Raw genomic sequence first — 23,002 nt, 5'->3', positions numbered from 1 at the left:
AACAATTATGAAACTACAACATTTATTAACATTGGGATTACTTATAGCGTTTTGCACATCTTGCTTAGGAGATAGACAAACAATAATTGGTCAAGATTTAGGAGACACTTCTTTTGTAAACAAGAAGTTTAAAGGCAACCTAATAGATTATAAGGAAGGAATGAGTGCTTGTGATAAGATGAGCGCAACATTATTGGCTGAAAAATATGGTGTCGTAGAGGATGCGATAATCATAACTGATCCAACAAAATCAGAACGTTATGTCAATCCTAAACCAGGATGTATGATTCATGTTAAAATGAGCGATCAAAAATTTGATCATCTTACAGGTACAATAAATGTGTTTAGAGAAATCAAATCTAATGAATACATGGCAGATGTTGCAGAAGCCACAGGATCTGGTGAAAATTGGGAAGAAGCTTGGGCTTTAAAGAAAAGCATGCGAAAGAGCTCAGAATGGGTTCTTGATATGGGCCAAGCCGCAATTTGGACTGCAAAGTTGCGCAAGCTAGAAATAAAGTTTGAAGGCTATACATTAGAAATTATAGCTCCAGGTGCACCATTTAATGACATTGAAAAGGCAAAAAACCGAGACTATAAATCCATTGCTATTGCCATAGCAAAATCAGCAGGATTTGTAAACTAAAATCTATAATTATGAAGGTTAAAATAACAATGGCTGTCGGACTTATATGTCTTAGCCTCATATCTCTCTATGCACAGCAACAAGTAATTGCAAACGGTAATGTATTTAGTACGGATTTAGAAGTTGTGGAAGCACAAATTTCTAATGAGACCATTTCACTAGCCATTCACGAAATTGACAAACGTGATCCGAAGTTTCAAACCGATAATTGCACCAACTGTCCTGATGGTAAGTCTTTAATTCTCGATGTGGACTTTAAACGTGGATTTAAATTTCCAATAGAAGAAACTGATAGTGTTTATCTTAGAGTAAGTAATTTACAAGAAGGCTTAGCAGAATATGAATTTAATTCTAATGAATTAAGTCAATATGAGAATGCAAGGGATAAGGCTGAAGAGGTTAAGTTAAAAAATAATGCTGAAGCAATTAAGGAAAAAGGTGCACTGATTGCAAAGCAATTACAAGAAGGTAAAATTTCACCTCAAGAAGCAGAAAAACAACTAATGGCTCTAATGGAACCTCAGCTAAGTGCGTTGGATAATTCAACCACTATGAAAAACATTGATAATATTGATGAATATAAAGAACGCTCTGTATATTCAATATATTTCTATAATGATAAAACGCTCACGGATACAAATACGTTTTCGGGTTACTTGTATATAAAACGGTTTAATGAAACTGAGTTTGTTGCAGAATATAGAGGAGATGTAATTGAAGAATGTGTAGAAAAGCGAGCAGCAAGTTCGCAAGAGGAAGAGCAAAAATGTAAATCAAAAAACTCTCAATATTTACCAGATGGCAAGGTGTTAAATGAGGGGTCAGGTACTATTTTAATCAAGGTTAATATCAAAACGTTTTTAAACAATAGATAAATGGAAGGTTTAAATAATTAGAGCGTTTGTTATAACGCTCTAATTATTCTAATTTAGAATTCTAATTTCAAAAAAATAAAGATTACATTGGCCATCAACGCTAAGCTAAGACTCACCTTACTTTTTTTTGCTGCTAACCTTGGTTTATCCAATGCGAGTAATTCTTTTTTTATACAAAGTTTAGATTCACTAAATGTAAAATCCAGTGATAGAGCCAGCATCCTTTTAGCTCAAAAAAAATATGATTCACTTTTTATATTATGCAAAAATGAAATCGCAAAGTTAGTTGAAGCACCTATCGAGGATAGTCTTGAAATCGCCCGATTATATAAATATCAGAATAAAGCGCATTACCAGTTAAACAATTATTTGGAAGCCATAAAGAGTGCCGAATTTGGATTAATCTATTGTAACAATTCGGAAGAAGGAAGACTTTTAAAAGGAAAATTATATAGTGATAAAGCCTCGGCAGAAAGTTATAGTGGTAAAGACCGAAGAACCTTTAATTCAACATTAAATGCTATAAAATATTTAACCAGTGTTGATAATCCAGATTATGATTATCTCATAACCTCATACCGTTTTGTTGCCGAGCAATGCGCATACCATGGCAATATTACAGACGCAAAAATGTATTTACGTCAAGCGGAAAATCTTTATAACGAAAATAAGGAAGCAATAGACCAATTGGTTACTGATGCAGACGGTTTTAGACATAAGTATGAAATAATTTTGGCTTATAGTAAAGTGTATCAATTGTATCAATACGGTAAGAGCAAATCTGATAGTCTAGAATTGATGGCAACACTAAAAAATCTTGAAAGTTATCATAAAGCTCCGGATTTTGATATTAAGAGAGATGGTATTTATTATACGACCGCATTAAACCACATAGGAGATTGGTATGCTAGTCGAAAACCAGAAAAAGAAACAACTAAAGAAGATCTAGTTGCAGCCTTCAATTATATCAATAAGTCTATTGATCTCATAGAAAATGAAAATTATTCAGGTACATTACTTTCTTTAAAATATAATAGGGTAAAAGTATTAGCATTATCTAATCAACTGGAAATTGCGGAAAAGGAAATAAATCAATTATTGAATAGTCTCTCCGAATCTGATCCCAGACGTGCATTTTTCTTAGCACAAAAAGGCTTAATAAAAGCAAAGCAAAAACAAAAAGATAATACTGTAGCAACATTCTTTAACGCCATCCAGAAAGTGCATTCAGATTCAGTTGCTCTAAAAGATGATTTCAGCAACTTTAAGCCGAGCACAAAATTTGGGCATACCAAGTTAGTACTTAGAATAGCTGAAGAACTAAATCGATACTTCCCAGAGGATAGCTTAGTGAATAAAATTGTAGCCAAATTATATCCTATAGCTTTTAATCAGTTTGAAAACAGTTACGATAAGCGAAAGTTTAATAAGACGCAGAAGACGTATTTACGTCAAATTTTAAAAGGGATTTTGAATAATAGCAAGCAAGGATATATAGAAGATGAAAATCCAATGGACATTTTAAATCGCTTTGAAAACATACAGAATCAACTTGCTTGGCAAAAGTTTAACCAGAACCGACAGCTTAGTAATTTCCCACAACTCGATTCACTGCAAGTTCGCAACTATGAGCTCAGAGAATTGATTGCTAACTTTAAATATAAAAAGAATACAAGCCAATCAGACTCTTTACAAACATTACTGAGTCAAACTGAAAAATATACTAAGGAGACCTTTCCAAATCTAAGTTTATTCAATACAGCTAGTATTAAAGTGGAAGATTTAAAGAATCAATTAGCGGATGACGCGTTGGTTATTAAGTATGTGGTTTTTGAGAATCAAATTGCCATTTATTCAATCACAAACAAGAGTCTTGACTTTAGTCTTAAACCATGGTCTACATTTGAAAGTGAGTTGACCAATCTTTTCATTGAACAGGTTAGAAATAAAAACTTCAATAATCAAAAAGCAATAGAACTAGCAAAGCTAATTTTACCAAAAATAGACACTAATATTGAACATGTTATTATAAATCCAGATGCCCAACTGAGTGAGCTACCATTTGAGGTTTTGGTTAGAGATAAGAAGCTTTTAATTGAAACATATGATATCAGTTATACCTCAAGCTTAGGCTTTATTTTTCCTTCGGTAATTCAAGGGGAACATAATAATGCTTTGGCTATTTATGCACCAGAATATCCACAGTCTAACGAAGCATTTGTGGTAAGAAGTAAGCCTGTTTTTTTGGAAGGGGCTAAGCAGGAATCGGAATTAATCAGTGGGCTGTTTTCTTCGCATCTATATAGCGGAAAAGAATTAACAAAACGTGATTTTATTCAAACAGCATCCGGTCATAAATTACTTCATTTAGCCATGCACGCTGTTATTGATAATAGCCAGTCAGGTATAAGTCGCTTACTATTCAGTAATGAAAATTCGGAATCCGATGATTTGTATCTTGAAGAAATATATGGCTTAAACCTCAGTGCAGATTTGGCTGTATTGAGTGCTTGCAACACTGGTGTTGACAAAAGTAACTCAGGATCAGATATTGAATCTTTTCAGCGTGCGTTTACATTTGCTGGAGTTCCAGCAACCGTAGCCAGTCTTTGGGAAGTGCCAGATCAACCGACTAAGGAAATCATGGTAAATTTCTACAAAAACTTAAAAAATGGCGAAGCGAAATCAGAAGCTCTAAAGTATGCCAAATTAAAGTTTAAAGAAGACCATCAAGGTACTAAACTCGCTGAGCCTTATTATTGGGCGGGTTTTGTGTTATATGGTCAGGATACTCCTGTTAGTTCGAGCGTTTCAAATGAATTGCTGTATTGGATTATTATTGGACTAGCATTTATTTTCATTGGTTCAATATTCTATAATTTGCGTAAGAAAAGGTTAAATCAAGGACTAAGTTCATAAATGCTTTAAAGCATAATTAACCAAACCAGCATTAGTTTTTATACCCAATTTTTTGTGGATATTTTTTCGATGCGTGTCAATAGTGTACTTGCTTAAATGGAGTTGATTTGCTATTTCTAATGAGGTTCTACCTTTAACGATTAGCTGTAGGATTTCTTTTTCTCTTTTGGTTAAATCAGATTCTTGGGATAAGTTACTTTCTTTATTAAACCAATTCTTAATTTCTTTTGGAATGGTATCACTGAAAAAATAATCCCCTTTAACTAGTGTATGGATTGCGGTAATCAACTCTTTTTTTTCAACGTTTTTGGTGACGTAGCCTTTTGCTCCAGCATCGAGCATCTCTATAACATCAGGTGTTTGATCAAACATGCTAAGTGCTAACACCTTAATTTTTGGATAGTCTTTGGTTAAGGTTTTTGTTAAGGAAACACCATCCAACACAGGCATTCTAATATCTGTAAGTATGATGTCTGGCGAAAGACCATTTTCTAAAAGCTTTAAAACTTCAACACCATTATTAGCCTCGCCAATAGTCTCAATTTCCAAAGCTTTTGATAATATGGATTTTATACCATCAATAAAGAGCTGGTGGTCATCTGCTATGATAACTTTGATGCTCATATAGGAATGTTTAAAATTATGGTAGTACCATTACCTTTGGATGAGTCAATTATAAATTCTCCATCAATTTTATCGATTCGTTTTTCGATATTAACTAAACCGATTCCCACTTTGGCAGCATTAGTATCAAATCCTTTTCCATTGTCTTCAACCACAATGTTTAGTGTGTTTTCGTGTTCGGAAAACTGAACTACAGCTTCTGTTGCAGCAGAATGTTTAATAATGTTGGTTAGTAGTTCTTGGATAATTCTAAATACCTGAATTTCCAAAGTATTTTCTATACGCTTATTAACGTCTACATTGATGACCTTAATGTCAATCTTTTTTGAATCTGAGATTTGTTTGGCAATACTTTTTGTGGATGGTATGAGACCTTTGTCTATCTTGGCACCAAAGTTTTTGTTTTTTGAAATACTTCTGATTTCGTTATAGGTGTCGTTCATTAAGGTTTTAAGTTTGTTGTAAAAGCCTGAAAAATCATCCTTATTATCATAGCTTTCGAGATAAAGCTTCAGTGTGGCGACCTTACTTCCTAGGTTATCATGCAAATCAGAAGCCATCTTAGAGCGTTCTTCTTCTTGGGCATTTAATATGGCATCAATACCATCCAATTCTTGTTCGTATAACTTTTGTTCTAATTCCTGTGCCTTAATGGTATGCTCTTGTTCTAAAATGATTCGCTTTCTACGTGCATTTTTTAACTGCAAATAAATGAATACCGATAATAGACCCAGTACACCCAAGGCGGCACGTAATAGGTTGCGGTTTTGTTTTCGTTTATAGTTAGCTTGTAAATTATCCGTCTGAAGTTGTAAAATTTCTTTTTCTTTCTTTTCAGTTTCGTATTTGGTTTGAATATCTAAAATCGTTTTTTGGTTATCCGTACTTAATAAACTGTCGTTTAGTATTTTTGCCTTTTCTGAGAATTCTAAGGCTTTGGAATAGCTGTTTAATCCTTTATACGCCTTAGACAAATTATTGTAAACAAACACTTGTTGTTTTCCCTTCACATTGATTAAAGCCTCACTTAACAATGACTTAGCGCGTTGGTAATCCTTATTTTTAAGATAGATATAACCCAGATTGCTTTTAGTGATTTCTATACCCGAAGTTAAATTAAGCTCATTTTTAAGGGCAAGGGCTTTTTCAAGATACGCTTTGGACTTAGCAACATCAGTTTCCAAATAAATATTCCCAAGGTTATTGTAAGTCATTGACAACGATCGCTTATCATTCAGGCCATTAGCTAGTCGCTCTGCTTCATTATAATAGTTTATAGCTTTAATGGTATCTCCCTTTTTGTAATGTTGTGTGGCTAAATTAGGCAATGTGATGAGTTGAAATTGGGTAAGTTCATTTTCCTTAAATACCTCTAAGGCTTTTTTGCTATACTCTATGGCTTTGTCAAAGTTTTCTAGTTCGGCAAAAGCACTCGAAATGTTACTGTAGCATTTGGCGGCATTAAGATCGTCATTAGTGGCTTCAAAAAAAGAGGCACTCTTTGTTAATATTGAGACGGCTTTTTCATAATTACCTTGTCTCAAAGCTATAGCCCCAAGACTTATATTAATAATGGCCACACGTTTTTCACCATTGTGTTTTTCTAATAGCGTTCTTGCATTTTCAAAAAATACGGTCGCTGAATCTAACTCATTAGTAAAAAACTGAAAACGCCCCAACTGATTATTGGTTTCAGCCAAAAGAGAATCATTATTTTTATAATTATAAGCTTTATAAGCATAGGTTTTTCCTTTATTAAGATCTATCCGTTCATGGAGTTTCGCTAACAATAAATTCACCTTAGCTATTTCAAAGGGGTCAGAAGTATTTTCAATAATGACCATTAAACTATCTATCGCTTTGGTTTGCGAATACGACAAAGAAAAAAATAGCCCTAATAATAATATAATCAGAAGGTGCTTAGTCATAATGATTAATAGCTAAGTACTAAAGTTACTAAATATTTAATTCCAACCATTTGAGGCCAATAGGGTTGTGCTCAAAAGTATCATCTTATGCTAAAATCTTATATACCTACAATTAGGTATATGATATGAGATTTAGTGGCAATAGTTTTATACCAAATAACCATAAAGCTATTAACTATGAAACTCAAATTACTTGTACTAATACCCTTGCTTATTGTGCTACAAGGAGGTGGTTGCAGTAGCGACGACGATGGTGGTGGTTCCATCAATGACAGTTATGTAACCTTTTTAGGTGAAACTACAGAAGCAACAGGCGGCTGTAATGTAGAATCCCAAGGCGGATTAGAGACCATTTGCGTGTATTCTGGATTTTATCAGTTGGATGGATTGACTTATGGTATTGCCGTTAGCCACGAAGGTTTTTGTATATCGGCAACTTTTAATCTCAGAGATGAATTAAATGAATCAAGTGATGCTTTTTTAGTCCTTCAGATAACAGACAATGGCGTTGTTGTTGAAACTTATGTAAGTATTTCTGGAAGTGTGGATTTAGTCGATGCCGGAACAGCCACGAGCATGCGCTTTGAAGGAACAATGAGGAACTTACAAACAGGTGAAGAAGAACCGATTGAAGGGTATATAGAGTGTCCTATTTAAATGTGTATTGCCATGAGAATACTTAAATGCATCTTCCTTTTTTGCCCTTTACTGTTCTTTTACTGTGATGAAGTTGAAGAATTATTAGAGCAGGAGATTGATATAGAAACGACATTTATCACGGAATTGGAAATTAATGTTCCAAATGTACCAACTCCAGAAACGCCTATGGATTTTCAATCCAATACAGGGCTATGGGATTTTAGGGAAGACCCTAATGTCATGGAATATTTGGGTGATTCTGACGAAATCACCAAAATACGAATTAATAGCGTCCGCTATTTTTATAAAGATGTCGTTGGAAACTCAGATGCTTTTGTCGAGGGTGAAATTGTAATTGCAGTCGGACAAGCTGGCGAAGAGTTCGAAACTGCAGTAGTTAACTTAGCACAAGCCGATTTTAATAATACATTATTTACGTTAGAAGGCGATTTCACTAGGGTAAATGAAGCATTAACACAACTTAGAGCGATTGCTTTTTTCTATTCGGGATCTGTTTCGGATAACCCGGTAAGTTTTATAACAGATGTCTCCATTAACTGCACGGTGACTATAAAACCAGATATATAGAAGATTAATTAATACATAATGCACATGAAAACCATAACATATATATTCGCTTTTTTCCTTTGCTTTACACTCTTTTTAGGGTGTGACGAAGAGGAAGACGAGAATGAAGAACCAGACCGTATCAATGTATTGGCAACGTTTAATAATGATCGCGGTATTGGTGGATGCTTTCCAAGTTATTCAGTCACCTTTGTAGTGTCATATCGCGACATTCAAGCCTTTATTGATTTACCTGCTCAAGGCACAGGATTTCTAAATCTGTTGGTAGAAGATGGTGAATCTATTAACGTTCAGGTGCGAAGACAAACCGATGATGTAGTTGTCGCTGATGCCAATGTGTCTGTACGAACGGAGTCAAGGCCAGAATCCTTAGCGGATGAACCACGCATTGTAAGCTTTTGCGAAGTCTTTGACCTAAGCTTTCAGAATTTTTGATTAAAAAATTAATTTGACTCAACACCAATTAGCACAAATTTGGTTTTGATGAAGATTATTAATTATCTCCATCAAAACCTTATTTTATCATTCCTTAATTCTTTTGATAACAGTAGTAAATCCTTGTTGGCTGAAAGTTAAGCTCTCAGAATCATTGTTGTTTTTAGTAAGACTAACACCAGTTTCGAGATCTATTAAGGTGTTTTCGTCTTTTTGACTGAGTTCGCTTTTAACGCCTTGTGCTTCACCTACCAAGAATATCTTTTTATCTTCTATAACAATCTTTAATATAAGGTTGGCTTCTTTTAAGAGGTATTTACCTTCGTAATTTTTAAAACTATCAATATCTACATCTTCAAAATCTTTAATGGGTTCATTATTTAAATAGCCCATTAAATCGTTTTCAATGGATTTTGTGGGCATTGAGACCGCGTTGGCAAATATTAAATACATAGATTTACTATCTGGGTCGTAAGCATTACTAAAGGCATAACCAATGGTATTACCACCATGACCATAGTAGGTTTTGTCTTTATGACTCAATTTAAAAATTCCCAATCCGTAAAGGTCATTCCCCGAAGATAGCATAAGCTGTAAGGTTTCCTTTTTTAATAGTTTTTCGGTTTCATAGAGCGAACTATAAAAAATTTCCATATCTGTTAAGGTTGAGGCAATACTACCGGCTGCATTAGGAATGTCTCCATAAAAACGATGGTCAATGTAGTTTGAAACATCCTTTCCTCTATGTGTTGGAATTGCTAAATCTTTAATATTCTTGTGGAGGTAAGAATGGGTATTGTCTAATCCTAAAGGGATAAATATCCGTTCACGGAGCAAATCAAAATAGTGCTTATCGTTAATCTTTTCTAAAATTTCACCTAGTAACATATAATTGGTATTACAATACTGGAATGTGCCTACTTTTTCTGGTTTATGGGGTTCGATTTGTTTAAGGAAATCCTGATTATAAAGGGCATCATCTTTTTTAAAAAAAACATCTAGAATGTTCGCTTCAACAACTTCATCTAAACCACTTTCATGGCTTAGTAATGATTCTATGGTTAATGAGCCTTCTACATTTTCTATAGGGCTCAAATAGGCTCCAATACTATCTGATAGTTTTAGGTTGCCTCTTTCCATTTCCTGTAAAACTAAAACTGCTGTAAAGGTTTTAGTCGCACTACCAATACTAAAAACCTTTTCAGACGTCAGGTTATAATCACCAAGAGCAATGGTTTCTGTAGTATTGTTTTTCTTTATAAGTAAACCAATTCCTTTTTGCTTTTGTTTTAGTTGAGCATTATACTTCTCAGATAAGCTATTCAAAGCATTGCTTTGTGAATATGTTATGCCTGTAATAAGAAGTATCAAACAAAGTGTAATGGCTTTTTTAAGTGATCTCATAATATGTGATTTTTGAATTTATAGTTCAAATATTTCCATATCTACTGCTCTTAGACAAAAAAAAATGACAAACGAATTTGAAGAAATGATAAAGGGATAATGATCCACTTATCAGTATTTTAGAGCTGTTTGCATTTAAAACTGTAACAGTTGCCATTAAAAAAATGAAGTTCGATTCTAATAACGTAAGTTTGATTGATGTTAAAGGCTTATTGTATCAAGGAATGCCTAAGATGTAGTATAGGTTACGCTAAAGACCCAAAATGGGTTTTATAAAAAAATATTTCTTCAATTAAGCCTTAGGGATAGGGTTATTAAAAAGCACTTAGATTATCTAAAAACTAATTCAATAAAATATGTCAAAACTAGATAGTTGGGTTGATAATAAGATAGTTCAGAATCTATTTATTTGGTTTTGTCTCTTTCTAATTCTTACAGGTGCCGTTCAGGCCGAAAATAGAGCATTGACCGCTGCTTATATCATTTTACTGTTTTCACCTGCTATCTACATAAATAATTTGTTTATTCTTCCACTATTCAATAAAAATTGGTTGCGTTTTGCAACCTTGTTTATTTTAAATGTAACTGTTTTTTCAGTAATTATATTATACTTCTTATTACAGAGTGTTGAAAGAGCGTTTACGCTAATGCTATTTTTGAGCATTTTCGGAATCTTGATTTTAGCCTTGACTTTTGGTAGCGCAATTAAAATTTCAAGGGATAGCTTTATAAGAAGACAAGAAGACAAAAATGCTGAGTTAAAACTTTTAAAGGCGCAATTAAATCCACATTTTTTATTCAATACACTAAATAATCTCTATGGCTTATCGGTTATTAAATCTGATAAATTGCCAGATTTGATGTTAAAACTATCGGATTTATTGCGCTACAGTTTATATGATACAAAAGAGACCTTTGTTGCCTTGGAAAGAGAGTTACAGTATTTAGAAAATTATATGTCTTTAGAGCAGATTAGGTTAGAAGATCGGACAGACATTAAATTTAGTATAACAGGCGAAATATCCAAAAATAAGATTGCACCGATGTTATTAATCGTCTTTGTTGAAAATGCATTTAAGCATTTAGTACAGACTGATACAGAGAGGAGCAGTGTTATAGTGAATGTTGAAGTTATAGATAACAAGTTGCTTTTTTCTTCCGTAAACTCAATTGATAAAAAAGTAGTTGATAAGCCTATGGAATCAGGTGAAAGTGGTATTGGACTAAAAAATGCTCAAAAGCGTTTAGAACTTTTATATCCAGAAAGACACAAGTTGATAATTGATTCAAATGATGGAACTTATGAGGTTAAGTTAAAACTCGATTTGTAATATGAATACTTTAAAATGTATTATAGCTGACGATGAACCGATTGCACGTCAGATATTAGAAAATTATATAGCAGATACTCCAAACTTAGAATTGGTGAGAATCTGCAAGAACGCTTTTGAAGTGATAGAGTTGTTGCAAGAGCAACAAGCGGATATTCTTTTTTTGGACATTAATATGCCTAAACTTTCAGGATTGGCTTTGTTAAAAACATTAAAACAGAGGCCTAATGTTGTAATCACTACAGCATATACTGAGTATGCGGTAGAAGGATTTGATTTAGCTGTTACCGATTATTTATTAAAGCCTTTTTCTTTAGAACGATTTTTACGAGCTGTATTAAAAGTTCGTGAGCAAATATCCCAAAAAGGTATAGTACAGTATAGTAACCATGATAACGAAGAAACATCAATTTTTGTAAAGAGTGATAAGAAAATTATTAAAATAGAGTTTAATATGATCAGTTATATAGAAGCTTACGGTAACTACATAAAAATCTACACAAATCATATGATTCTCACACCCCAAACCTTATCAGATTTTTTAAAAAAATTGCCAAATCATTTTTTACGAATCCATAAATCCTATATTATTAATTTTAACCATGTAGAACTCATTGAGGGGAATCAAATCATTCTTCAAGACGATATAAAATTACCCATTGGAAAATCTTATAAAAAGGCAGTTTTAAATAGAATTTAGATAAAAGTGATTTTTGATTTGCAGTTTTGTTAAATCAATGTGCCTCCAACCAATTATCGCCGCTATCGAAATCCACATCCAATGGTACAGAAAGCTCGTAGGCATTTTCCATTTCGGTTTTTATGAGATTTTTTAAACCTTCCAATTCTGGCTTATAAATATCGAATACCAATTCATCATGAACTTGTAAAAGCATTTTAGATTTATAATTGCCCGCTTTAAGTTTTTCGTGAATAGTAATCATGGCAATCTTAATGATATCCGCAGCACTACCTTGTATGGGTGCATTCACTGCGTTGCGTTCTGCAGCTCCTCGAACTACAGCATTACGGGAATTAATATCTTTTAAGTAACGACGACGCCCTAAAACCGTTTGTACATAACCGTTATCTCTTGCAAAATCTACCTGGTCTTGAATGTAATTTCTAAGTTTTGGATAAGTCGCATAATACGTGTCAATGAGTTCTTTGGATTCTGAGCGTGTTAAATTGGTTTGGTTGCTTAGCCCAAAAGCTGAGACACCATATATAATACCAAAGTTGACTGTCTTGGCATTAGCACGCTGTTCTCTAGTTACTTCGGAAATAGGAACGTTAAATACCTTTGAAGCGGTTGAGGCATGAATATCTTCACCATTTTTAAAGGCTTCTATCATCGTTTCCTCTTGGCTCAATGCTGCAATAATCCTCAATTCTATTTGCGAGTAATCAGCGGCGAGTAACGTATACTCTTTACTTCTTGGTACAAAGGCTTTCCGAACTTGTCTTCCGCGTTCGGTACGTATGGGGATGTTCTGTAGGTTCGGATTATTACTGCTCAAACGACCAGTGGCGGCAACCGTTTGCATATAATCGGTATGGACGCGACCTGTATGTTCTTCGACCTGTTGTGGTAATGCATCGACATACGTACTCTTTAGTTTTGAAAGACCTCTGTAATCCAGAATATTCTGAATAATCTCATGATCTTTAGCCAAATAACTCAATACATCTTCTGCTGTTGAGTATTGTCCTGTTTTGGTTTTTTTAGGCTTGTCCACCAACTTCATTTTTTCAAAAAGGATAACTCCTAATTGCTTTGGCGAAGCTATGTTAAATTCCTCGCCAGCGGCATTATAAATACGTTTTTCGAGATTAGCGATATCTCCATCTAATTCTTCGGACAATGCATGTAAAAAGGTCTTATCTAAATTAATCCCCTCCAATTCCATATCAGCTAAAACCCTAAGTAGTGGTACTTCAATATCATCAAATAATTTTTGGGTATTGGCTTCGCCGAGTTCTTTTTCAAAATGCTCCTTAAGTTGAAGGGTAATATCTGCATCTTCAACAGCATATTCAGTTTGCTTGTCGAGAGGAACTTCGCGCATGGATAATTGATTCTTTCCTTTTTTGCCAATGAGTTCGGTAATGGAAATAGGCGTATAATTTAAATAGGTCTCCGCGAGCACATCCATGTTATGACGCATATCTGGATTAATTAAATAATGTGCCAACATGGTATCGAAGAGTTTGCCTTTAACTTCAATATTATATTTAGCTAGGACTTTAATATCGTACTTTAAATTCTGACCTATTTTTTCTATGCTTTCACTTTCAAAGAATGGTCTCAATTCTTCTAAGAGTTCTTGCGCTTCTTGTCGGTCTTCTGGAAAAGGCATATAAAACCCTTTACCAGTTTCCCAAGAAAAGGCAATACCCACCAATTCTGCTTGTAACGGATTGATGCTTGTGGTCTCAGTATCAAAACAAACGGAAGTTTGATTTATTAAATTTTTCACAAACAGTTTTGTGGCCATCCCAGAGGCTACACTTTGATAAAAATGTGATGTGGTTTCAGCGGTTCTTCGTATGTATTGAGAATTTTCAGTATCGTTTTGGTCAGTGGGCGTTGTCGAAGTGCCGAATAACGAAAACTGACCAGCACCAGCAGCCTTTTGTTCTTTAGGTGTGGCTTTTGGCGTTTCCTGTTTTTGAGTAGCTTCAGTGGTTGTTGTTGGGGTTTCTGTAGCAAAGGTCTTTAGGAAATTTTCAGTGAGCCGTCTAAATTCTAAGTCTTGGAATATTTGCTTTACCTTTTCAACATCAGGATGGTTTAATTCAAAATCCTTAGCATCAAATTCAACAGGCACATTGAGCATAATGGTTGCCAACTTCTTAGACAACAATCCCAGCTCGCCATTGGCCTCGATTTTCTCTTTCATTTTCCCTTTCAATTGATCCGTATTGGCCAAAAGTCCTTCCATACTGCCAAACTGATTGATGAATTTTTTAGCCGTCTTTTCACCTACACCTGGAAGTCCAGGGATATTATCACTAGAGTCTCCCATCATACCCAAAAAATCGATGACTTGCAATGGATCTTCCACTTCAAACTTTTTCTGAACTTCTGGAATTCCCCAAGTTTCGTAACCACCACCAAAAACGGGTTTATACATAAAAATATTATCGGTAACTAATTGTGCAAAATCCTTATCTGGTGTTACCATGAAAACTTTGTAGCCTTCTTGTTCTGCTTGTCGAGACAAGGTACCAATAACATCATCGGCTTCGTAACCTTCTTTTACCATGATAGGAATATGCATCGCCTCTAGGATATTGCAGATATGCGGAATTGCTGTTCTAATACCTTCGGGAGTTTCATCCCTATTGGCTTTGTAGGCTTCGTACATTTCTACACGATCTACACTACCACCTTTATCAAAACATACGGCTAAATGATCGGGACGTTCGCGCTTAATGACATCTAAAAGTGAATTCATAAAACCCATAATGGCTGATGTGTCTTCACCTTTAGAATTGATTCTTGGGTTTTTTATAAAGGCATAATAGCCACGAAAAATGAGTGCATAAGCATCAACGAGAAATAGACGTTTTTGGTCTGACATTAAATCTAATTTTGAAGTCTATAAAACTACAAAAAGTTGAGTGCTTATTTTACAAGGATGCTATAATTTTCAATATTTACTTAAAAGAAAAGTGCTCTGCAATACGGTTGGTTTACTAATCATTGGTGTGTTGTTTACCAGTGATTAAATATTCTTCTAAAGCATTGACTAAATCATCTCCGTGATTACTATTCGTAAAAATAATGAAACCAGAATTGAGTTGGGTAAATAGTTTGAACTGACACCTGAAGTCTCCATTATTGCCACCATGTCCAAAGGTTGGTCCAAAAGGTGTTTTTTCTATAGATATACCCAATCCAAAATAACGCTCCCAACTTTCTTTAATATCGTCGTCATCTACGACGGTGTGGGTTTTGAATACATCTTCATAAGTTTCTGGTTTTAGGACTTTGCGTTCTAAGAGACCTAAAGCAAAATTCGAAAAATCCTTAGCTTCCGTATGCATGCTCCAAGCCATACCTGGCTCATTAGGCAAGTTAGCTGGTGAGGCAAATCTTCCGAAATGTCCGTTAGAAACGTGGGTTCGCATATAATCGTTTTTAGTAAAGTAGGTGTTTTTCATTCCCAAGGGATCTAAAACCTCTTCTTTAACTACATCTTCAACATCCTTACCGGTAATTTTGTTCACCACACGCTTTAAATATTCAAAACCTTCACCAGAATAGCCATAGTCAGTTCCAGGGGTGAATTTAATATCAATTTTACCATCTTCATTTACCCAAGCCCAATTAGGGAAACCGGTTTGGTGGGTTAATACATGTCTAGCTGTGATTAATTTATAGCGCTCATCATGTGCTATGTCCTCAAACGGCAAGTAGGTGTATAAAGGCTTATCCAAATCAATGATGCCTTTTTCTGCCAAACGGCATACGGCAAAGGCAAATACAGGCTTAGTAATCGATGCGGCTTCAAAAAGTGTTTGGCTATTTACAGCTTCGCGAGTCACTGCATTTTTGTTGCCATAAGTTTTGTGATACACAACCTTACCGTCTTTTATAATAGCCAATGAAACACCTGGAATAACGTAATAATCTTGATAGGCTGTAATGAAATTATCGAGTGCTTTAGGGTTATTTGGATCGAAGTTTTCTAAAATTCCTTTTTTTGGGATGAGATTTAATGGTGTTTTGGTTTTCACTATCAAATCTATGTTTTGATTGGCTTTATTTGGTTTTACTTCAAAAAAGGCTTTACTGTTTTCAATATCTACAGGATAACCACCAATAAAATCCCAATAGGGCTTTGCTAAGTATCGCCCTGAGGGCAACATTGTGGTGAAATGACCAAGAGTATCGACATTTGCAACAGACCATAGTTTGCTGTTGTTTTTGTCAACTAGGGTAACTCTATCAGGAAGTTCTTCAATCGTAGTGTCTTCCCAAGAAAGCTTTCCACTGACTTCGGAGACTTTAGAGTTTTCGGCAATAGGAATAACATCGCCAAGTCGTGTTGCTGATTGGCTTTTTCCGCCATTCGCTCCCCAAGAAATAAATGTAAATGTGCCGTCTTCATCTTCTGGGTCTTTATCAACCAAAACATGGTCTATACCAATACTTTTATTTAATTGGAAATAGTCACCTAAATCAATCTTTACTTCATAGATACTTGTACTTCCGTTTCGGGACATCTTTATGGTAACATTATCCCAATTAAAATGCTTTATCTCTGGATCCCAACTTGCGGTGTAGTCATAATCCCGTTTAAAACTTTCCCCAAATTGAAAAAGATTGACTCCAGAACCGTTCCAATCATGTTTATAGTCCACATACAAGGCATAGGAGTCTTGTGTAATCCAAGTCGCATTTTCACTATTATCTACAACATGATTATCATCAATAACGGTTATTAGAACATAGAGTGCCTTTTCATTTAAATTGTGTCCGACTTGGAAATAGGCTGAAAAATCTTCTTTTTTTGGTAATTCTCCGTAAGGTGTTATCGCAATAGGATGCTTTTCTAGTGTTGTTGGCCAGTCTTTTGCATTACCATCTATAGTAATTGGATCCATAGGATAAGCATATGCCAAAGCACCATTGGAAAGTAAGTTGTTGGACGGTGGTACGAATGCCATAACTTCAATATGGACAAATAAAAAGGCCGATAAAAATGAAAGCTTAAGGATATTAGCTTGTAAGGATAAAGACATAATTGATGGAAAATTAGATTAATACCTTAAAGATGAACCGAAAGTTTAGTTGTTACACTTTAAAATTGAATTTATAATTTTTTAAAATGCTCAACTTGTTTTTGAAGCTTCAAAGAACTAATAAAGATACGCGGTGATAGGATTAAGATGAAAATCCCAATGAGAAAACGACAATTATTCTTTTAGAAAAGAGGCCAGAGGTGGACTTAATTAAGATAGTGCTATATCCTTAAACAAAAAAGACCGAAACATATGTTTCGGTCTATAGATGGTTAATAGCATATTAATTAGCAAAGTTTTACAGTTTTTACTTTGATTTGTAAACTCTTTCTGTAAGCCTTTATGCTTATAATCTCGTTACTTTTTTTTCTGTTGATTTTTAAAACCTTAGCCTTCACTTTAGCAGAAATTAATGTTTTCTTTACTTCAGGCTTGTCAGCTTTAACAGTTTCAACAAGTTCAGTCTCAACATTACTTACAACATCTTGCTGAGCAAAACCTGCTAAGGACATTGTTAAGAATAATATGATGACTAAACCTTTTTTCATGACTGTTAAATCGTTTTTTGTTTTAACTTCGGTTCAAAGAAACATAGGTTTGTTTGTTTGCAGTGAAATTTTTGGACGAAACAAGACGATAATTAGATGACTGACACCTGCTAGCAAAAAATATCGATGAAATACACAAAATAGGCTCGTAGCCCTTTAAAACCGTTGTTTTTATAGACGAAAAACCCCAAGATTTAGACCAAATACACGGATTTGTCAATAACATCGATGAAATGCACAATTTGATTAATTATTCAACATAAATGGAGACAGACGATAAAGAGTTTAATAAGAATCCCTACTTTGAATTATTTCAAAAACAAAGAATAAAACAGCTTGGTATTGGACAACATTCTTATAGTCATAGAATAAAGCAGCTAAGTAAACTTAAGACTGCTATTGAAAAAACCTATCGAAAAAGGATTTTAGAGGCCTTATACAAAGATTTAGGTAAACCAAAGGTTGAATCAGAGTTAACAGAGATTTATCAGATTATAGGTGAAATAAAGCATGCTAAAGCTCATCTGCATAAGTGGATGCGTAGGCAGAAGGTTAAAACACCTTTATCTATGTTAGGGGCAAGTTCTTATTATGTATATGAACCTAAAGGAGTTTGCTTAATTATCTCTCCTTGGAATTTTCCTTTCAATCTCACATTTGGACCGCTAGTTTCGGCTATTGCAGCAGGTAATTCAGCAATAATTAAACCTTCGGAAATGACTCCAAGTTCTTCAGCACTTATGGCTGAAATAGTGAGAGAAGTTTTTAAAGAGGATGAGGTAACGTTAGTTGAAGGTGAAGTAGAAACCTCTACTCAGTTGTTGCAATTACCCTTCAACCACATCTTTTTTACAGGTTCACCAAACGTTGGTAAAATTGTAATGACTGCTGCAGCAAAGCATCTTACATCAGTAACCTTAGAGCTTGGTGGTAAATCACCAACCATAATTGATAAAACAGCAAGTGTTGACAAAGCTGCAAAAAAAATTGTTTGGGGGAAATTTATGAATGCAGGCCAGATTTGTGTGACACCAGATTATATTTTAATTGATAAGAGTATTAAAGACAAGTTTATTGAAGCGTGTAAAAAATGGTTAGACTATTTTTATTCTGAGCAACCTCAAAATTCTGATTCTTATTCAAGAATTGTGACACAAAAACACTTTGAACGCTTAAAAGCACATTTGGATAATGCAAAAGATACAAATGCTAAAATTGAGATTGGAGGACAATTAGATGCTGAATCTAAATACATAGCACCAACCATTATTTCCGATCTAAAAGAAGATGCTTTGTTGCTTCAACACGAGATATTTGGTCCTATTTTACCTATTGTAACATATAAGGATTTAGGGGAAGCTATTGATTGTATAAATTCAAAGGAACGGCCATTAGCACTTTATATTTATAGTAAAAGTAGAACTAATACTAAGAGAATCTTAAATCACACCAAAGCTGGCGGCACGTGTATCAATAATAATGTGGTTCATTACTCTAATCATAACTTACCCTTTGGTGGTGTGAATCATAGTGGAATAGGTAAGAGTCATGGTTTTTATGGCTTTAAGGCGTTTAGTAATCAGCGCGCCATAGTAAAACAGTACGTTTTTGGTGTTGCAGAGTTATTATTTCCTCCATACAATAGATTTAAAGAAAAAATGGCTAGGCTAACGATTAAGTGGTTTTAAGATTTATTAAAAAAATCAGATTGTATTTGCTCATTAACTCCATTTTGGAATTTGGTCATACTAAACCATTGGTGGATGGAATAAGACCCAGTTTCGCCTTTTTTGTTTACGGCAATGTAACCCACTTGAAAATCCTTATAGTTGCTATTAGGTTTATTAACAATTCTACCAATCGCCTCCTCACAAGCTTCTTGAGGGGATTTGCCCTGTCGCATAAGTTCAACGACCAAAAAGCTACCAACGGTCTTAACGACTTCTTCTCCAAGACCAGTGGCAACAGCGGCACCAATTTCGTTATCTACAAATAAACCAGATCCTATGATTGGAGAGTCGCCAACACGTCCACCCATTTTATAAGCCAATCCACTGGTTGTGCAAGCACCCGAAATGTCTCCATTTTTATCAATAGCCAACATGCCAATAGTGTCGTGGTTTTCAATATTGATAATCGGTTTGTATTTAGCTTCAACTTTCCATTCTTCCCATTCTTTTTTTGAAGTTTCTGTTAATAAATCTTCAGGTTCAAACCCTTGTGAAATAGCAAACTGCTTGGCGCCTTCTCCTGCTAACATGACATGAGGTGTATCCTCCATTACTTTCCTAGCTACAGAAACGGCATGTGTAATATCTTGAAGATAAGCCACAGCGCCACAGTTACCGTTTTTATCCATAATGCAAGCATCTAGAGTAACATTGCCATCTCTATCAGGTAATCCGCCTTTGCCTACAGATTGCCCGTTTTCATTCGCTTCTTCAACCATACAACCTTGTTCAACGGCATCAAGCACATTTCCGCCAGCTTGTAAAACTTCCATGGCTTTAGCAGTAGCTTCTTTGACATGCCATGTAGCAATGACCAATGGTAAACTGGTTTTAGAGCCATTTTCAGAATTAATAATAGTATTCTTGGTTTTTTCAGAAGTTTTTTCATCACATCCCATTAAGGAATTTCCTAGAGTTAAACCTGCACCTGTAAGTGCTGTATTTTTGATAAATTTTCGTCTATTCATAGTTAAATTTAGTTTCGCCTTGAGGGGATTTTAGGGTTGTTTTTAATTTCTGGCTATGCATTTCGACTGCGTTGAATGCGACAATAAATAGTTAATCAATACTCAACTCCCTGTTTGTCCAAAACGGTTTTTGTCCTAAAGGCATAAAACAATAGGTATATAAAACAGGCTACGGCAATCCAATACGAGGATTGAATGCTATACACATCAGCTAATTTGCCTTGTACAGGTGGAATGATGGCACCACCTAATATCATCATGATTAAAAAGGCAGAGCCTTGTGAGGTGTATTTTCCTAATCCCGCGATGCTTAATGTAAAAATACAAGGCCACATGATAGAACAGAATAAACCGCCAGACAGGAAAGCAAATAAGGCTATATTTCCAGAGGCAAATAAACCAATGAGCATGCCTATTATACCTAAAATACTGAATATTTTTAGCGTTTTTACAGGTCGGTCTTTTGCTAAGAAGAAACCGAATATCTGAACAGCTATACAGATAGCAAAAAACAGAATTTCATTGGTTGAAAACTCATTTCCTGCTACCCAATTTACGGCAATGATAACACCAAAAGCGATATAGGGAACAAGAATTAGCAGTACTTTTTTAAGACCTTTACTTGGATTAAAAACGGTAATAGCTCCGACCCAACGTCCGATCATCAAGCCTCCCCAATATAAGGAGATGTATATACCTAATTGCGAATCGTTAAGTACTGGTAAACCTAGCGCATTTAATCCTGTATTGCCAACACCTTGTTTTAATAGTTCACCAAGATTACTGCCTATGGTAACTTCTACACCGACATACATGAAAATGGCAAGCATCCCTAAAACCAACTGAGGATATTTCATGGCGCCCCAGCCTTCAGGTTTTTTAGAGGCACTGGTATTTGCTACAAAAACAGCTATAATAACAGCCATAAGTGCGACAAACAACACAATTAATCGTGTGTTTTCGATACGCTCAGTTGCTATGGCATCGCCAGTGTAAGTACTAAATATATAACCAAAGCAACCTATAATGATTAGGGTTAGTAGGATTAATAAATTTTTTGCCTTGTTTGCAGGCTCAAATGCAGTATTAGATTTAAGAGCAGGTAATTTTTTTGAAAAATAAAATAAAGCCGCAGCCACCAAAAATAGGAGGCCAACACCTAGGTATAAAGTCTGTACGGTAACCAAGGTAATGTCGTTATTGGCTATCATTGAGGCTAATTCATCAGTACTCCACGAGGCTGAACCAAAGATGACTAAGCTTACCACAATTGGGCCAATGGTTGTGCCAAAGGAGTTGACTCCTCCTGCTAAATTCAAACGGTGAGAGCCAGTTTTAGAATCTCCCAAAGCAATGGCGAAAGGATTCGCTGCTGTTTGTTGTATAGAGAAGCCTAAAGCTACTATGAAATAAGCGATAAGCACTAGATAAAAAACACCGGTTTGTCCTTGTTCTGCACCAGCAGTAACTGGATACATCACAAAGGCACCGATAGCAGATAGCAATAAACCATATATGATGCCATTTTTATAGCCCCAATTATTCATAATATCTTTCTTAATTGAGCCAGACATTATAAATAGCAATAAAGCACCTATATAATAAGCACCATAAAATGCAAAATCTACCAACTGTGATTGGAATTGATCAATGTTAAAATAGGTTTTGCAAAACGGAATAAAGACACCATTGGATGCTGCAATAAATCCCCAAAAAAAGAATACGGTGACTAGAGTCGCTAGTGCTGATTTGTTGTTTTGGCTGCTCATTATGTTTAGTGTTAGTTAGTTTTTGAATAAATCCTGCATTTAAGTGAATGCTCTAAAAAGTATGAACTCTGATAATAATTATCAGGGATTTCATTGTCAAATTTTTCCTCAGCTTTTTCCTGATATTTGATTCTGCATCTAACAAACTTATCGAAATCAATTCCATTATTTTCATAGTTCTTCCTTTCTTGTTCATAAATTTCTCTAAAAATGGATATTGATTCTTTATTCCATCTCCTTTTTGCAGAAATAAAAATATCATCGAAATATAAATCGATAATGTCTTGGGAAGTTTTAAGACCAAATATAGCTTCGTTTCCTAAATCGTTATAGGAAAGGTATTTCCAATAATTTGAGTCTTTTTCAAAAAACGCTAGAATGTCTTTATTAAGTTTAATACTTAGAATACCTTTTAAATTAGTCTTATCATCGGAATAAACAATAAGATTTTGTTTTAAATAGTCTTTAAAATCTTGCAAATAAAGATTTTGCTCATTTTTCTGGATTTTCAATGAATTTGAATATTGAATTATCTTAAAATAAATATCTTGTATTTTTCGTGTTGAACTTATTTTGTTGATAGTAACATCATTAGAAATAACGTCTTCTTTTCGGTAAAGAGTTGAATCAAAATCTAGGCGAATACTATCTAAGTAAACATTTATCTTTTCTTTTGGCAATAAGTCCTTAGTGGAATCTGGAAAATTTTCAATAAAATCCTCATTGCTATAATTCCCAAGAGCTAAATTATTTATTTTGGGTTGTTCAGCGCTTAAATTAAAGGATGGCTTACATGAAATGAATGACAAACAAAAAGCGATAAAAACAAATAATTTATTCATGT

18 protein-coding genes are annotated in these 23,002 nt (G+C 34.6%); 9 read left to right on the top strand and 9 right to left on the bottom strand.

Annotation, left to right across the window (positions count from 1 at the left end):
• Positions 1 to 7 precede the first annotated feature (7 nt).
• The 3 genes from Q0992_RS10005 (at position 8) to Q0992_RS09995 (ending at position 4,440) form a co-directional block, all read left to right on the top strand.
• A complete protein-coding gene (locus tag Q0992_RS10005; protein ID WP_299523295.1) occupies positions 8 to 646 on the top strand; it encodes a hypothetical protein in 639 nt (212 codons plus the stop codon).
• 11 nt (positions 647 to 657) lie between these two features.
• Entirely contained in the window at positions 658 to 1,521 is an 864-nt protein-coding gene (locus Q0992_RS10000) for a hypothetical protein (protein WP_299523292.1), read from the top strand.
• Positions 1,522 to 1,608: 87 nt separating this feature from the next.
• Positions 1,609 to 4,440, top strand: a complete 2,832-nt coding sequence (locus Q0992_RS09995; RefSeq protein ID WP_299523289.1) for a CHAT domain-containing protein — start codon at positions 1,609 to 1,611, stop codon at positions 4,438 to 4,440.
• Here Q0992_RS09995 and Q0992_RS09990 read toward each other — a convergent pair.
• On the bottom strand, positions 4,435 to 5,064 hold the full coding sequence (locus Q0992_RS09990) for a response regulator transcription factor (protein ID WP_299523286.1): 630 nt from the start codon (positions 5,062 to 5,064) through the stop codon (positions 4,435 to 4,437). The genes Q0992_RS09995 and Q0992_RS09990 overlap by 6 nt on opposite strands.
• Positions 5,061 to 6,992, bottom strand: coding sequence for a sensor histidine kinase (locus Q0992_RS09985; protein WP_299523283.1), 1,932 nt, complete (start codon positions 6,990 to 6,992; stop codon positions 5,061 to 5,063). The genes Q0992_RS09990 and Q0992_RS09985 overlap by 4 nt, the downstream gene beginning before the upstream one ends.
• Before the next feature lie 177 nt (positions 6,993 to 7,169).
• Between Q0992_RS09985 and Q0992_RS09980 the strand changes: the two genes are divergently transcribed.
• The 3 genes from Q0992_RS09980 to Q0992_RS09970 are packed head-to-tail and all read left to right on the top strand — an operon-like array spanning position 7,170 to position 8,654.
• Positions 7,170 to 7,649, top strand: coding sequence for a hypothetical protein (locus Q0992_RS09980; protein ID WP_299523280.1), 480 nt, complete (start codon positions 7,170 to 7,172; stop codon positions 7,647 to 7,649).
• 12 nt (positions 7,650 to 7,661) lie between these two features.
• A complete protein-coding gene (locus Q0992_RS09975) occupies positions 7,662 to 8,219 on the top strand; it encodes a hypothetical protein (protein WP_299523277.1) in 558 nt (185 codons plus the stop codon).
• 24 nt (positions 8,220 to 8,243) lie between these two features.
• Positions 8,244 to 8,654 (top strand): hypothetical protein, encoded by a 411-nt coding sequence (locus Q0992_RS09970; protein ID WP_299523274.1) that lies wholly within the window; start codon positions 8,244 to 8,246, stop codon positions 8,652 to 8,654.
• 87 nt (positions 8,655 to 8,741) lie between these two features.
• On the opposite strand, the gene Q0992_RS09965 is transcribed toward Q0992_RS09970, so the two are convergent.
• A complete protein-coding gene (locus Q0992_RS09965) occupies positions 8,742 to 10,058 on the bottom strand; it encodes a serine hydrolase domain-containing protein (protein WP_299523271.1) in 1,317 nt (438 codons plus the stop codon).
• A gap of 356 nt (positions 10,059 to 10,414) precedes the next feature.
• Between Q0992_RS09965 and Q0992_RS09960 the strand changes: the two genes are divergently transcribed.
• Together Q0992_RS09960 and Q0992_RS09955 are read left to right on the top strand one after the other, a co-directional pair.
• Positions 10,415 to 11,389: a sensor histidine kinase gene (locus Q0992_RS09960; RefSeq protein ID WP_299523268.1), complete on the top strand. Its 975-nt coding sequence runs from the start codon at positions 10,415 to 10,417 to the stop codon at positions 11,387 to 11,389.
• A gap of 1 nt (position 11,390) precedes the next feature.
• Positions 11,391 to 12,089: a LytTR family DNA-binding domain-containing protein gene (locus tag Q0992_RS09955; protein WP_299523265.1), complete on the top strand. Its 699-nt coding sequence runs from the start codon at positions 11,391 to 11,393 to the stop codon at positions 12,087 to 12,089.
• A 34-nt stretch (positions 12,090 to 12,123) separates the two neighbouring features.
• Here the strand turns inward: Q0992_RS09955 and polA are convergent, their stop codons facing one another.
• The 3 genes from polA to Q0992_RS09940 form a co-directional block, all read right to left on the bottom strand.
• Positions 12,124 to 14,976: a DNA polymerase I gene (polA, locus tag Q0992_RS09950; RefSeq protein WP_299523262.1), complete on the bottom strand. Its 2,853-nt coding sequence runs from the start codon at positions 14,974 to 14,976 to the stop codon at positions 12,124 to 12,126.
• Positions 14,977 to 15,091: 115 nt separating this feature from the next.
• Entirely contained in the window at positions 15,092 to 17,143 is a 2,052-nt protein-coding gene (locus Q0992_RS09945) for a serine hydrolase (RefSeq protein WP_299523259.1), read from the bottom strand.
• Between the two features lie 287 nt (positions 17,144 to 17,430).
• Positions 17,431 to 17,691 carry a hypothetical protein gene (locus Q0992_RS09940; RefSeq protein WP_299523256.1) on the bottom strand — a complete coding sequence of 87 codons (261 nt, stop codon included), beginning with the start codon at positions 17,689 to 17,691 and terminating at the stop codon, positions 17,431 to 17,433.
• Positions 17,692 to 17,954: 263 nt separating this feature from the next.
• Between Q0992_RS09940 and Q0992_RS09935 the strand changes: the two genes are divergently transcribed.
• Positions 17,955 to 19,379, top strand: coding sequence for an aldehyde dehydrogenase family protein (locus Q0992_RS09935; RefSeq protein ID WP_299523252.1), 1,425 nt, complete (start codon positions 17,955 to 17,957; stop codon positions 19,377 to 19,379).
• Here the strand turns inward: Q0992_RS09935 and Q0992_RS09930 are convergent.
• The 3 genes from Q0992_RS09930 to Q0992_RS09920 all read right to left on the bottom strand — a co-directional run bounded on the left by Q0992_RS09930 (position 19,376) and on the right by Q0992_RS09920 (position 23,000).
• The gene (locus Q0992_RS09930) at positions 19,376 to 20,389 is read right to left on the bottom strand and encodes an isoaspartyl peptidase/L-asparaginase family protein (protein ID WP_299523249.1); all 1,014 of its coding nucleotides are present in this window, start codon (positions 20,387 to 20,389) and stop codon (positions 19,376 to 19,378) included. The genes Q0992_RS09935 and Q0992_RS09930 overlap by 4 nt on opposite strands.
• A 95-nt stretch (positions 20,390 to 20,484) precedes the next feature.
• On the bottom strand, positions 20,485 to 22,158 hold the full coding sequence (locus Q0992_RS09925) for an MFS transporter (RefSeq protein ID WP_299523246.1): 1,674 nt from the start codon (positions 22,156 to 22,158) through the stop codon (positions 20,485 to 20,487).
• Positions 22,159 to 22,169: 11 nt separating this feature from the next.
• Complete coding sequence (locus Q0992_RS09920) at positions 22,170 to 23,000, bottom strand: hypothetical protein (protein WP_299523244.1); 831 nt, start codon at positions 22,998 to 23,000, stop codon at positions 22,170 to 22,172.
• Between the last annotated feature and the right edge of the window lie 2 nt (positions 23,001 to 23,002).

The sequence above is a fragment of the Winogradskyella sp. genome, from assembly GCF_028289625.1.
Taxonomy (GTDB): domain Bacteria; phylum Bacteroidota; class Bacteroidia; order Flavobacteriales; family Flavobacteriaceae; genus Winogradskyella.
This window is presented reverse-complemented; position numbering and strand designations above follow the sequence as displayed.

Excerpts from the sequence above, each read along its gene's own strand:
- Q0992_RS10005 (WP_299523295.1), top strand. The coding sequence starts at position 8 with ATGAAACTACAACATTTATTAACATTGGGATTACTTATAGCGTTTTGC.
- Q0992_RS10000 (WP_299523292.1), top strand. The coding sequence starts at position 658 with ATGAAGGTTAAAATAACAATGGCTGTCGGACTTATATGTCTTAGCCTC.
- Q0992_RS09990 (WP_299523286.1), bottom strand. The coding sequence starts at position 5,064 with ATGAGCATCAAAGTTATCATAGCAGATGACCACCAGCTCTTTATTGAT.
- Q0992_RS09985 (WP_299523283.1), bottom strand. The coding sequence starts at position 6,992 with ATGACTAAGCACCTTCTGATTATATTATTATTAGGGCTATTTTTTTCT.
- Q0992_RS09980 (WP_299523280.1), top strand. The coding sequence starts at position 7,170 with ATGAAACTCAAATTACTTGTACTAATACCCTTGCTTATTGTGCTACAA.
- Q0992_RS09975 (WP_299523277.1), top strand. The coding sequence starts at position 7,662 with ATGAGAATACTTAAATGCATCTTCCTTTTTTGCCCTTTACTGTTCTTT.
- Q0992_RS09970 (WP_299523274.1), top strand. The coding sequence starts at position 8,244 with ATGAAAACCATAACATATATATTCGCTTTTTTCCTTTGCTTTACACTC.
- Q0992_RS09965 (WP_299523271.1), bottom strand. The coding sequence starts at position 10,058 with ATGAGATCACTTAAAAAAGCCATTACACTTTGTTTGATACTTCTTATT.
- Q0992_RS09960 (WP_299523268.1), top strand. The coding sequence starts at position 10,415 with ATGTCAAAACTAGATAGTTGGGTTGATAATAAGATAGTTCAGAATCTA.
- Q0992_RS09955 (WP_299523265.1), top strand. The coding sequence starts at position 11,391 with ATGAATACTTTAAAATGTATTATAGCTGACGATGAACCGATTGCACGT.
- polA (WP_299523262.1), bottom strand. The coding sequence starts at position 14,976 with ATGTCAGACCAAAAACGTCTATTTCTCGTTGATGCTTATGCACTCATT.
- Q0992_RS09945 (WP_299523259.1), bottom strand. The coding sequence starts at position 17,143 with ATGTCTTTATCCTTACAAGCTAATATCCTTAAGCTTTCATTTTTATCG.
- Q0992_RS09940 (WP_299523256.1), bottom strand. The coding sequence starts at position 17,691 with ATGAAAAAAGGTTTAGTCATCATATTATTCTTAACAATGTCCTTAGCA.
- Q0992_RS09935 (WP_299523252.1), top strand. The coding sequence starts at position 17,955 with ATGGAGACAGACGATAAAGAGTTTAATAAGAATCCCTACTTTGAATTA.
- Q0992_RS09930 (WP_299523249.1), bottom strand. The coding sequence starts at position 20,389 with ATGAATAGACGAAAATTTATCAAAAATACAGCACTTACAGGTGCAGGT.
- Q0992_RS09925 (WP_299523246.1), bottom strand. The coding sequence starts at position 22,158 with ATGAGCAGCCAAAACAACAAATCAGCACTAGCGACTCTAGTCACCGTA.
- Q0992_RS09920 (WP_299523244.1), bottom strand. The coding sequence starts at position 23,000 with ATGAATAAATTATTTGTTTTTATCGCTTTTTGTTTGTCATTCATTTCA.